This window comes from Pseudomonas cichorii, from assembly GCF_003700275.1.
GTDB lineage: Bacteria > Pseudomonadota > Gammaproteobacteria > Pseudomonadales > Pseudomonadaceae > Aquipseudomonas > Aquipseudomonas cichorii_B.
In genome coordinates this window covers 38120-50109 of sequence record NZ_RBRE01000028.1, presented here as the reverse complement: position 1 = coordinate 50109, position 11990 = coordinate 38120, and the positions used below count along the sequence as shown (strand labels likewise).

General features: G+C 60.5%; 11 protein-coding genes. 5 read left to right on the top strand and 6 right to left on the bottom strand.

Annotated features, from left to right (window positions below; genetic code table 11):
* Positions 1–42: 42 nt before the first annotated feature.
* Entirely contained in the window at positions 43–525 is a 483-nt protein-coding gene (gene coaD, locus ALQ04_RS06685; protein ID WP_122315044.1) for a pantetheine-phosphate adenylyltransferase, read from the bottom strand.
* Positions 526–683: 158 nt separating this feature from the next.
* The gene (locus ALQ04_RS06680; RefSeq protein WP_122315043.1) at positions 684–2093 is read right to left on the bottom strand and encodes a coniferyl aldehyde dehydrogenase; all 1410 of its coding nucleotides are present in this window, start codon (positions 2091–2093) and stop codon (positions 684–686) included.
* Positions 2094–2257: 164 nt separating this feature from the next.
* Here ALQ04_RS06680 and ALQ04_RS06675 point away from each other — a divergent pair, with 164 nt between their 5' ends.
* Entirely contained in the window at positions 2258–2929 is a 672-nt protein-coding gene (locus ALQ04_RS06675) for a TetR/AcrR family transcriptional regulator (RefSeq protein WP_122315042.1), read from the top strand.
* A 43-nt stretch (positions 2930–2972) separates the two neighbouring features.
* Positions 2973–3827: a sulfurtransferase gene (locus tag ALQ04_RS06670; protein WP_122315041.1), complete on the top strand. Its 855-nt coding sequence runs from the start codon at positions 2973–2975 to the stop codon at positions 3825–3827.
* Positions 3828–3879: 52 nt separating this feature from the next.
* On the opposite strand, the gene ALQ04_RS06665 is transcribed toward ALQ04_RS06670, so the two are convergent.
* From ALQ04_RS06665 to ALQ04_RS06650, 4 genes are all read right to left on the bottom strand, one after another.
* The gene (locus ALQ04_RS06665; RefSeq protein ID WP_122315040.1) at positions 3880–4947 is read right to left on the bottom strand and encodes a hydrolase; all 1068 of its coding nucleotides are present in this window, start codon (positions 4945–4947) and stop codon (positions 3880–3882) included.
* Positions 4948–5147: 200 nt separating this feature from the next.
* The gene (gene rsmD, locus ALQ04_RS06660) at positions 5148–5732 is read right to left on the bottom strand and encodes a 16S rRNA (guanine(966)-N(2))-methyltransferase RsmD (protein WP_122315039.1); all 585 of its coding nucleotides are present in this window, start codon (positions 5730–5732) and stop codon (positions 5148–5150) included.
* Positions 5732–7225 carry a pitrilysin family protein gene (locus ALQ04_RS06655; RefSeq protein ID WP_122315038.1) on the bottom strand — a complete coding sequence of 498 codons (1494 nt, stop codon included), beginning with the start codon at positions 7223–7225 and terminating at the stop codon, positions 5732–5734. Before ALQ04_RS06655 ends, rsmD begins: the two co-directional genes overlap by 1 nt.
* Positions 7222–8574, bottom strand: coding sequence for a pitrilysin family protein (locus ALQ04_RS06650; protein ID WP_122315037.1), 1353 nt, complete (start codon positions 8572–8574; stop codon positions 7222–7224). Before ALQ04_RS06650 ends, ALQ04_RS06655 begins: the two co-directional genes overlap by 4 nt.
* A 254-nt stretch (positions 8575–8828) precedes the next feature.
* Here ALQ04_RS06650 and ftsY point away from each other — a divergent pair, with 254 nt between their 5' ends.
* The 3 genes from ftsY to ftsX are packed head-to-tail and all read left to right on the top strand — an operon-like array spanning position 8829 to position 11970.
* On the top strand, positions 8829–10274 hold the full coding sequence (ftsY, locus tag ALQ04_RS06645; protein WP_122315036.1) for a signal recognition particle-docking protein FtsY: 1446 nt from the start codon (positions 8829–8831) through the stop codon (positions 10272–10274).
* Entirely contained in the window at positions 10271–10942 is a 672-nt protein-coding gene (ftsE, locus tag ALQ04_RS06640) for a cell division ATP-binding protein FtsE (protein WP_122315035.1), read from the top strand. Before ftsY ends, ftsE begins: the two co-directional genes overlap by 4 nt.
* Positions 10939–11970 (top strand): permease-like cell division protein FtsX, encoded by a 1032-nt coding sequence (gene ftsX / locus ALQ04_RS06635; RefSeq protein WP_122315034.1) that lies wholly within the window; start codon positions 10939–10941, stop codon positions 11968–11970. The genes ftsE and ftsX overlap by 4 nt, the downstream gene beginning before the upstream one ends.
* Positions 11971–11990 lie beyond the last annotated feature (20 nt).

The window sequence follows — 11990 nt, the reverse complement described above, 5'->3', positions numbered from 1 at the left end:
CGGCGAATTGTGCCGCATTAGCGCCTGCGATGCACCTCGACGTTACGAGCGTTTGAAGCGATCGGTCAGAGCCTGGGCCACGACCGGGTGCACGAACTTGTTGATATCACCGCCCAAAGCGGCAATTTCGCGGACCAGCGTCGAAGAAATGAACGAATAACGTTCCGACGGAGTGAGGAACAGGCTCTCGACGTCCGGTGCCAGTTGTCGGTTCATGTTGGCCAGCTGGAATTCATACTCGAAATCCGAAACCGCCCGCAGGCCGCGCAGAAAGACATTGGCGTTCTGCTCCTTGGCGAACTGTGCAAGCAAGGTCGAAAAGCCCACGACTTCGACATTGGGCAGGTGTTTGGTGACCTCTCGTGCCAGCTCTACACGTTGTTCCAGCGGGAACAGCGGGTTTTTCTTCGGGCTGGCAGCAACGGCAATGACCACTTGGTCGAACAGGCGCGAGGCGCGTTCGACCAGATCGCCATGGCCCTTGGTTATAGGGTCGAAGGTGCCTGGGTACAACACTCGGTTCATCGCGTCGTCCTGGTCGGAGTCCGGTTGGGGACTCGGATGTTATCGCAGCCGCCCCGGTGGGCCAAGTCGAGGTGTAGCAGACAAGCTCTTATTGTGCCGATTATCGGCGATTTTTTATCAGGCTGATGGCATCTTGATGCCCGAATGCCGGACTCCATTCAGCGCAAGAACAGCTTATACACCCAGCGTTGAATAGCCTTGCCGTACGGCGGGTAAATCAGGCGCGCTGCGTTGAACCGCTGCTTGATGAACACGCTTTTGGCCTGGCTGAAGGTCAGGAAGCCTTCGCGACCATGATAATGCCCCATGCCGGAAGGACCGATGCCACCAAATGGCAAGTCGTCCTGAGCGGCATGCAGCAGCGTATCGTTCAGGCATACGCCGCCGGAATGGGTCTGCTCCAGCACCCGGTTCTGTTCGGCCCTGTTGTAACCAAAATAGTAGAGCGCCAGTGGGCGAGGGCGCTGATTGATGTAGGCGAACGCTTCATCGATATGCCGGTAAGGCACGATGGGCAGCAGCGGTCCGAAGATTTCATCCTGCATCACCAGCATGTCGTCATTGACGCCGAGCAGCAGACTGAACGGCATGCGTTGCGCCTGGCCCTGGTCGTACAGGGCAATCACCTCTGCGCCCTTGCGGGTGGCGTCGTCCAGATAATGATTGAGTCGTGCCAGTTGCCGCTGATTGATGATCGCCGTGTAATCGGGATTGTCGGCCAGCGTCGGATAAAAACCCTGGACTGCCTGCCTGTAGGCGTCGACAAAACCCTGCACCCGTTCTTCGGGCACCAGTACGTAATCCGGCGCGATACAGGTTTGCCCGGCATTCAGGGTCTTGCCGAAGGCAATGCGTTCGGCAGCATCCTTGAGCGGGACATCATGGGACACAATCACAGGAGACTTGCCGCCCAGTTCAAGAGTGACCGGTGTCAGGTTCTCGGCTGCAGCGCGCATGACATGCCTGCCGATGCTGGTCGCGCCGGTGAACAGCAGATGATCGAACGGCAACTTCGAGAACGCCATGCCCACATCGGCTTCGCCCAGCACGATCGCCACCAGATCCTCCGGAAAGATCCGGGCGAACAGGCGCTTGAGCAATTCGCCCGTCGCAGGAGTGGATTCGCTGAGCTTGAGCATCACCCGATTGCCCGCCGCCAGGGCACCAATCATCGGCCCGATGGCCAGGAACAAAGGGTAATTCCATGGCACGATCACCCCGACCACGCCCAAGGGTTGATACACCACTTTGGCCGAGGCTGGCTGGAAGGCCAGCCCGACATGACGACGCGAAGGTTTCATCCAGCGCTTGAGCTTCCTGCGGGCATCACGAATCCCCAGCAGGCTGGGCAGCAACTCGGCCAGCAGGGTTTCATCGGCGCTGCGATGGCTGAAGTCACGGCTGATGGCGTCGATCAACGCCTGACGATGGCTGTCGAGCAGTTCACCCAGGCTTTTGAGCCATTGCTGGCGCTGGCCTGCGCTCGGCATGGGATTGGCTGCGAAGGCCTGGCGCTGAAGAGCGAACGTGTTTTCCAGCTCGCTGAAAAGGTGCGGGGCGTCAGGCATGCAGGGCGTTCCTTGCAGGGATTTCGAGTGTTTTAGAGTTGTTGCTCTATAAAGTCAAATGACCTGCACGATTTAGTCTGAGGAGTTGACGCACATCACTCCATATCTTGCGACGGCTTGCGCTAACATCCCATTCTCAACATACCCGAGGGGTCGAGCTGAGTATGGCTCCACGCATCAAAACCCGTGAACGCATCGTGCAGGTCAGTCTGGAGCTGTTCAATCAGCAGGGCGAGCGTAGCGTGAGCACCAATCATATTGCCGCGCATATGGAAATCTCGCCGGGCAATCTCTATTACCACTTCCCCAACAAGCAGGCGATCATTGCCTCGCTGTTCAGCGAGTACGAAGCTCTGGTGGACGGGTTCCTGTTTCCCCCGAAAGGGCGGCAGCCCACGATTGAAGACAAGCGCAACTACCTGCTGGCGATCCTCGACGGCATGTGGCGTTACCGTTTCCTGCATCGCGACCTTGAGCATCTGCTGGCCTGCGACCCGGAAATGGCGACCCGCTATCGGCGCTTCTCCCAGCGTTGCCTGACCCAGGCCATGGCGATCTACAGTGCATTCGTCGAGGCCGGTGTTCTGAACATGGACAAGCTGCAGGTCGAATCGCTGACCCTCAACACCTGGATCATCCTCACTTCCTGGGTGCGCTTTCTGTGCACCACCCGGGAAAATTCCACGCATTTGAATGAAGATGCCATTCGACGTGGTGTCTATCAGGTGCTTATGCTTGAGTCCGGCTACATCAGCGCCGAGGCCCGCAGCGAATTCAGTGCCTTGTGCGAAGCTTTCTATACGCCCCTGCCCAAGGTGCTGGGGGAAAACGGCTGAGTCCAGCAATCAATATCCGGTTTTCTGCCTACAGGAGTGAGTCATGTCCATCGCGCAACTGATCAGCCCGCAGCAATTGGCCGCGCGCCAGCAAGAGCCAGGGCTGGTGATTCTCGATTGTCGTTTTGCCCTGGAAGATCCCGATTATGGCCAGCGCAGCTACGCGCAGGGACATATCGAACGGGCGTCCTTCGCGGATCTGGAACGTGACCTCAGCGGTCCGGTCAGCAAAGGCAGGACCGGGCGTCATCCGCTGCCGGATCCCAAGGTCCTTGTGCAGCGTTTTCAGGCATGGGGCATTCACCCGGACAGCGAAATCGTACTGTATGACGATGGTCCCGGTGCCTTTGCCGCCCGGGCCTGGTGGTTGCTGGCCTGGCTTGGCAAGCGCACCGGCGTCTACCTGCTCGATGGCGGCCTGAAAGCCTGGCATGCGTCGAAACTGCCCTTGAGTCTCGATGCCCCGGGCAACAAACCCGGTACTTTCACCGGCGAGCCCGACATGTCGCTGGTACTCAGTGCCAGTCGTTTGCAGGGTCGTCTTGGTCGTGCAGAAATGACCCTGATCGATGCGCGTGCCGAAGCCCGTTTTCGTGGCGAAGTGGAGCCCATCGACCCGGTTGCCGGCCATATTCCGGGCGCGCAGTGCGTCGCCTTCAATGAAAACCTGGGGCCGGACGGGCGTTTCTTGCCTGCCGAACAACTCAAGCAGCGTTTTGCCAATACGCTGCAAGGTCGTTCAGCCAGCGATCTGGTTGCCTACTGCGGTTCGGGCGTGACGGCCTGTCATAACCTGTTCGCCCTGTGCCTGGCCGGTTATCCCCTGGGAACGCTGTATGCCGGATCGTGGAGCGAATGGATTACCGACCCCGCCCGCGAGGTCGCGACCGGGTCCTGATCGCCAGGAGCTGATTCATTCGCGAGTAGATTTTTCGCGGATAAATCCGCTCCTACAGATTGCCATCAGGAGCGGAGGCCTTGTAAGGATTATCCCGCTCATGAGCAATGCTCAGCCAGAGCGGAATTCTTCGCTCCAGGTAATAACCGGGGTTCTTCAGCGAACCGTCGACAAATCCCACATGACCGCCCTTGGCCTGCAACTCGAACTCCGTGCACGCTGAAAGCTCGCCGGGTTCTGGCAGGCTGTGGATAAATACGAAAGGATCGTCGGCCGCCTGGATAATCAGCGTCGGTGTGCGAATCTGCCCCAGAAAATAGCGGCTCGACGCCCGGCGATAATAATCCTCGGCATTGGCGAAACCATGCAGGGGGGCGGTGACCCGGCCATCGAAATCCCAGAAGGTGCGCATATTCTCCAGCGAGCCCAGAGCCGCCAGTTCCGCCAGGCCTTCGCTCAACCCTTCATGCTGGAAACGCTGCTGCTTGTCGCGGATGTAGGCGAGCATTTCGCGCATGAAATGCCGCTGATAGACCTTGGAAAATCCCTGGCCGATACGGTTGGCGCATTCGTCGAGACGAAACGGCACCGACACCGCCACCGCGCCCAGCAAACCGCTGTCTGTGCCCGATTCGCCCAGATGCTTGAGCAGCACGTTGCCGCCCAGTGAGTAACCCACGGCATATAGCGGCGCCAGAGGACGCAAGGCGCGCAGATGGGCAATCACCTCGGCCAGGTCTTCGCTGGCACCGGAGTGATAGCTGCGCGACAACAGATTCGGTTCGCCGGAACAGCCACGCCAGTTCAGCGCCACACTGGCCCAGCCCTGCGCGGCCAGGGCCTTTTGCAGGCCGGCAACATAAGGCGAATTCGACGAGCCGGTCAGCCCGTGCAGGACCAGCACCAGAGGCGCATCGACCTGATGCGGGCCGTGCCAGTCCATGTCGAGAAAATCGCCATCTTCCAGCCACATCCGCTCACGGGTACGCTCAAGCAGCGTGCGCTTGCGCCATAAAGGCCCCCACAGGGTTTGCAGGTGCGGATTGCCCAGGCCTGAAGCCGGGACGAAATGACTCGCTAGAGAGCGTTGGATAGGGCTGGCTGACACGGTCTTGCTCATCAAGGAATGTACAGACGTACGTTGCCACTAAGTGATGCGAGATGTAAGAGGTTTTTGGCTGAGTGGCTTCTATGGATATCTGTCTTGAATCCGGAGCCACCCGCAGGAGCGAATTCATTCGCGAAGAAGTCGTCGGAATCCCATATATATGGCGTTCTGGACAACATTTTCGCGCTTAAAACCGCTCCTGCCGTGTGGAATTACCCCCGCTGCCAAAGCGCGTAATAAACCTGTCCGGCCTTTTTCTCGCGATGCAGTCTCCAGTTACCCGGCAGGCCGGTGGTGGAGGGGGCGTTTTCGCTTTCGGTGTAGATCCAGGCGTTGTCGGCCAGCCAGCCGTGGCTTTCCAGCAGGGCGCAGGCCGATGCCAGCAATCCTTGATGGAAGGGCGGGTCGAGGAAGACGACGTCGAACTGCGTGGCCACGGCCGTTTCCAGGTGGCGCAAGGCGTCGGCCTGGGCGATCTGGCCGGTGGTGCAGTTCAGCAGGTTGAGGTTCTGGCGCAGGCTGGCGATGGCAGCGGCGTTGCTGTCCAGCGCCAGGCCCATGCTGGCGCCACGCGACAGCGCCTCGAAATACAGCGCGCCGCTGCCGGTGAAGACATCCAGCACCCTGGCGCCGGCAATGTGCGGGGCCAGCCAGTTGAACAGGGTTTCGCGCACGCGATCCGGTGTCGGGCGCAGGCCGGGAGCGTCGGGGAAGGTCAGCCGACGGCTGCCCCATTCCCCGCCGATGATGCGCAGTTGACCCAGACCGTTGTGGTTCTTTGGACGTGGATTGGCCATTAGTGTTCCGGAACCCCTGTAGGTCGTTGAACGGGTTTATCGGTCGGCGCTGGCAGCGGTTTCTGCGGCACGTTCGGGCCGACGGTCACGATGACCATCTTGTCGGCGCTCAGGTGTTTGTTCATGGCTGCCTTGACCTGCTCGACCGTCACGCTCTGGGCCTGGGTCATGTAATCCTCCAGGAAGGTCAGTGGCAGGTCATAGAAACCGATGGAGCCCAACTGGCCGACAATCGCCGAGTTGTTGGCGGCGGTCAGCGGGAAGCTGCCGGTGAGCTCGCGTTTGACGTCGTCGATTTCTTTCTGGGTCGGGCCATTGGCGAGGAAGTCGCGCACGATGTCCTGCACCAGTTTCAGAGTGTTTTCACTCATGTCGGCGCGGGTTTGCAGGCTGATCGTGAAAGGCCCCAGCGCTTGCATCGGGCTGAACCCGGACGACACGCCATAGGTCAGCCCGCGTTTTTCCCGGACCTCGGTCATCAGGCGGCTGCCGAAACCGCCACCCCCCAATACCGAGTTGCCAATGCTGAGCGCGGCGTAGTCCGGGTCATTCCGGTCAATGCCCATCTGCGCGAGCATCAGGTGTGTCTGGTTGGATGCGAACTCGATATGCGTGCTGCCAGGTTCGGGATCGACAGCCTTGGCGATTTTCGGCAACGCCGGGCCTTTTGGCAGCGAAGCCGAGACGTTTGCGGCGATGGCTTGCGCTTCGTCACGCGACAGGTCGCCGACCAGTGCAATTACCGTGTTGCCAGCCGCATAAGCCTTGGTATGGAAGGCCTTGAGTTGCGCGAGAGTGATGGCGTTGATGCTTTTCGCATCGCCATCGCTCGGGTGGCCGTAAGGATGGTTGCCGTACAGCTTCTTGAACAGTTCCTGGCCGGCAATTGCGCCCGGGTTCTGTTTTTTCTGCTCGAAGCTGGCGAGCAACTGATTCTTGATACGGGCCAGCGAGTCAGTCGGGAAGGTGGGCTTGCCGACCACTTCGCCAAACAGTTTCAGGGCCGGCTCGCGTTTGTCCGTCGCGCTGAGGCTGCGCAGCGAGGCCACGGCCATGTCCCGGTAGGAACCGTTGCTGAAATCGGCGCCAAGGCCTTCAAAACCCTGGGCGATAGCGCTGACATCCTTGCCCTTGACGCCTTCGTTGAGCATGGCATTGGTCAGCAGGGCGATGCCCGGAGAGGCCTGGTCCTGACTGCTGCCTGCGGCGAAGATCAGGCGCAGGTCGAACATCGGCAGTTCGCGGGACTCGACAAACAGCACCTTGGCGCCTTCGGCGGTGTTCCAGGTCTGGATGTTCAGCGTGCGGCGGGCCGGGGCCTTGCCGTCCAGTTCCTTGAGGGTCTGCAACTGGCTGCCCAGTTGCGGCGTGGCCTGAGCGCTGCTGCTGGCGGCGGCATTGTCTGCCAGTACCGGTTGGGTGGCCAGTGCGCCGAGGGTCGCGCTCAGTGCCAGGCCCAGCAGGGCGTGGCGGGGAGTAGTGCGCTTGATCATTTGGCTTTCTCCTCAGGCAGAGCGTGTGCAACGCTGAGGCGTTCACGGGTGAAATAGGTGTTGGCAGCTTGCTGGATGTCCTGCGGCGTCACGCTTTGCAGGGCGGCCAGTTCTTCGTCGATCAGTTTCCACGACAGGCCGACGGTTTCCAGTTGGCCGATGGTGGTGGCCTGGCTGGTGATCGAATCGCGCTCGTAGACTACGCCGGCAATGACCTGGGCCCGCACGCGCTCCAGCTCTTCGGCCGAAGGTGCCTTGGTTTTCAGTTCATTGAGCAGACGCCAGATACCCGCTTCGGCATCGGCCAGGGTCTTTTTCTTCTGCGCGTTGGGGGTGGCGCTGATCAGGAACAGGCTATCGCCACGGGTGAAGGCGTTGTACATGGACGATGCACCGGAAACCAGTTCTTCGCCACGTTCCAGGCGCGTCGGGATGCGCGCGCTGTAACCACCGTCAAGCAGGGCCGCGATCAGGCGCAGGGCGTTGATCGGGCGCGGGTCTTCGGCGGTGCTCAGGCTTGGCACGTTGAAGCCGAGAACCAGGCTTGGCTGCTGAGTCTTGACGTGCATGCTGAAGCGGCGCTCGCCGGGCTCTGCCTGTTCCAGCGGCTTTTTCGCCGGTGGCACAGCACGACGCGGAATCGGGCCGAAAAAGCGTTCGGCCAGGGCTTTGACTTCGTCCGGCTGCACATCGCCCACTACCACCAGCGTGGCGTTGTTGGGGGTGTACCAGGATTCGTACCAGTGGCGCAGTTCCTCGACCTGCATGCGGTCCAGGTCTTTCATCCAGCCGATGGTCGGGGTGTGATAGCCGCTGGCCGGGTAGGCCATGGCCTTGAAACGCTCGAAGACCTTGCTCAAGGGCTTGTCATCGGTGCGCAGGCGGCGCTCTTCCTTGATGACTTCGATCTCGCGGCTGAACTCGTCGGCAGGCAGCTTGAGGGTTGCCATGCGATCGGCTTCCAGTTCCAGGGCCACACTCAGGCGGTCCTTGGCCAGAAGCTGGTAGTAAGCGGTGTAGTCGTCGCTGGTGAAGGCGTTCTCTTCGGCACCCAGATCACGCAGGATCAGCGAGGACTCACCTGGACCGGTCTTGCTGCTGCCTTTGAACATCATGTGCTCAAGGGCGTGGGACAGACCGGTCTGGCCCGGCGTCTCATAGCTGGAGCCGACCTTGTACCAGATCTGCGAAACGACGACCGGAGCGCGATGGTCTTCCCGGACGATGACTTTCAGGCCATTGTCGAGCATGAATTCATGAGTAGGCTGTGGATCGGCGGCCAATGCTGTCAGGGGCAGACAAATTGTGCTGAGCAGCAGGCCAGCGGCGCGGCGGGCTAGAGCATTCATTCGTTATTTGAACCTGTAGGACTGCCCGCTTGAACTTAGCGTCGGCGGGCGCGGGGGTGTTAGGATACTGATCCGTTTGCTACAGAAACAGCCTTCATTAGCCAAGTGCGAGTGAAACCTGTTCAAATCACGGTCAAACATCAGGCTCGTTAACAAATGCCTGGTGAACAAGCAGCCCTGAAAGCAGTCTTGGTAATGTCAGAATTTTCCGAATCGCCCTATGGCGTTTCGCTACCTTGAGATAGCCGTCCTCCATGTTTGGTTCCAACGACGACAAGAAGACCCCAGCCGCGGCCGGGGAAAAGAAAGGCCTGTTCGGATGGCTGCGCAAGAAACCGCAGGAAACCGTTCAGCCCGAGCAAGAGTTATCCACAGCCCAGCCCGAGCCGGTCGTCGAAGCGCCGCCCTCTGCTGAGCCGCAACTCGCCCCGCTACCCACTCCCGAGCCTGCATCCGAAGTTGCCGCGCCGGAGCCTCAGGCTTCCGTGCAACCGGGTGAGCCTGCTCCGCAGCCGTGGCTGACGTTGCCTGTGGCTGAAGAGCCCGTGGCATTCACTGACGAGCGTGAAGCGCATGTCACGCCGCCGATTCCCGAGCAGCCAGCCGTGCAGCAGATCGCCGAGCCGGTGATCGAGCCGGTTGCTGCGCCTGTAGTGGAAGTTGCGCCGCCAGTCGTCGCACCTGAAGTGCAACAGCCTGTGTCCACGGTCGTCGAGCCTGTTGCCGATACTGTTCCGGTGCCAGTCGATCCGCAGGCAGAAGCCCCAAAAGTGGGTTTCTTTGCGCGCCTCAAGCAAGGTTTGTCGAAAACCAGCGCCAGCATTGGCGAAGGCATGGCCAGTCTGTTCCTGGGCAAGAAGGCCATCGACGATGACCTGCTTGAAGAGATCGAAACCCGTCTGCTGACCGCCGACGTGGGTGTCGAGGCGACCTCGGTGATTATCCAGAGCCTGACCCAGAAGGTGGCGCGCAAGCAGCTCACCGACGCGCAGGCGCTGTATACCTCGCTGCAGGGTGAACTGGCCGCGATGCTCAAGCCGGTCGAACAGCCGCTGGTCATCAAGTCCGAGCACAAGCCGTTCGTGATTCTGGTGGTGGGCGTCAATGGCGCGGGCAAGACCACCACCATCGGCAAGCTGGCCAAGAAGCTGCAACTCGAAGGCAAGAAGGTCATGCTCGCGGCGGGCGATACCTTCCGTGCCGCGGCTGTCGAGCAATTGCAGGTCTGGGGCGAGCGCAACCAGATTCCGGTGATTGCCCAGCACACGGGTGCCGATTCGGCCTCGGTCATCTTCGACGCCGTGCAGGCCGCCAAGGCGCGTGGCATCGATGTATTGATCGCCGACACCGCTGGCCGCCTGCACACCAAAGACAACCTGATGGAAGAGCTGAAGAAGGTGCGCCGGGTCATCGGCAAGCTGGATGGCGAAGCGCCTCACGAAGTCTTGCTGGTGCTCGATGCCGGTACCGGGCAGAACGCAATCAATCAGGCCAAGCAATTCCACCAGACGGTCGCGCTGACCGGCCTGGCACTCACTAAACTCGACGGCACGGCAAAAGGCGGCGTGATCTTCGCCCTGGCCAAGCAGTTCGGTTTGCCGATTCGTTATATCGGTGTGGGTGAAGGCATCGATGATCTGCGTACCTTCGAGGCCGAACCCTTTGTTCAGGCTCTGTTTGCGGAGCGGGAGCGTACATGATTCGTTTCGAGCAGGTCGGTAAGCGTTATCCGAATGGACATGTCGGATTGCATGAACTGAGCTTTCGAGTGCGTCGCGGTGAGTTCCTGTTCGTCACCGGCCATTCCGGTGCCGGTAAAAGTACTTTGCTGCGCCTGTTGCTGGCCATGGAGCGCCCGACCACAGGCAAACTGATGCTGGCGGGCCAGGACCTCGGGCAGATCAGCAACGCCCAGATCCCGTTCCTGCGGCGGCAGATCGGCGTGGTGTTCCAGAACCACCAGTTGCTGTTCGACCGCACGGTGTTCAACAACATTGCGCTGCCCTTGCAGATCCTCGGGCTGTCCAAGGTCGATATCGCCAAGCGTGTCGATTCGGCGCTGGAGCGGGTGGCTCTTTCCGACAAGGCCCAGCTATATCCCGGTGACTTGTCCACCGGCCAGCAGCAGCGCGTCGGTATTGCCCGTGCCATCGTCCATCGTCCGGCCTTGCTGCTGGCCGATGAGCCGACCGGTAACCTCGACCCACGACTGGCAGCGGAAATCATGGGTGTGTTCGAAGATATCAACCGCCTGGGGACCAGCGTGCTGATCGCCAGTCACGACCTGGCGCTGATCGCCCGTATGCGCCACCGCATGCTGACCTTGCAGCGTGGCCGTCTGATCGGTGACGGGGAGGCTGGAGCATGAGCGCCACCCGCAGTCCCAAGGTATCGGATCGCGTTGCGCCGAAAGCCGCAGAACCGTCTCCGCAGAAACCGAAAAAACGTCAGGACCATGACGACGATGGTCCGGATTTCAACACCTTGCTGGCGGCATGGCTGGAAAGCCACCGTTCCAGCCTGCTCGACAGCCTGCGCCGTCTGGGCAAACAGCCGATTGGCAGTTTCTTTACCTGTCTGGTCATGGCCATTGCCTTGAGCCTGCCTATGGGCCTGTCATTGCTGTTGAGCAATGTCGAGCGTCTGGGTGGTTCATGGCAGCGTGCTGCGCAGATTTCGATCTATCTGGACCTGAACGCCAGCAGCGCCGATGGCGCCCGGTTGCGTGATGAAATCAAAGGCATGCCGGGCGTTGCCGAGGCCGAGTACATCAGCAGCGAGCAGGCGCTGGGCGAGTTCCAGCAGCAATCCGGCCTGGGCGAAGCGCTCAAGGAATTGCCGCAGAACCCGTTGCCGGGCGTGGTGCTTGTCACTCCCAATGAAGTCGACAAGCCGGCTCTCGAAGCCTTGCGTGGCCGACTGGCCGAACTGCCCAAGGTTCAGCAGGCCCAGCTCGATCTGGTCTGGGTTGAGCGTCTGGCGGCGATTCTCAAGCTCGGTGATCGTTTCGTCTTCGGCTTGACGGTCTTGCTGGTTTCCGCTTTGCTGCTAGTGATTGGCAACACCATTCGTCTGCATATCGAGAACCGCCGTACCGAGATTGAAGTCATCAAGCTGGTTGGCGGTACCGACAGCTATGTGCGCAGGCCCTTCCTTTATATGGGCGCGCTGTATGGTTTCGGGGCGGGCTTCCTGTCCTGGGGAGTGCTGGCGTTTGGCCTGGACTGGCTGAATGATTCGGTCGTCGGGCTGGCGGGGCTTTACGGCAGCGACTTTTCGCTGGCCGGGGTTCCATTGGCCGACGGTCTGTCGCTCTTGCTTGGAGCGGTGTTGTTAGGGTATATCGGTGCATGGATTGCGGTGGCCCGCCATTTGCGAGAGCTGGCGCCACGCTGAAATGAATTTTGTTTAACCTG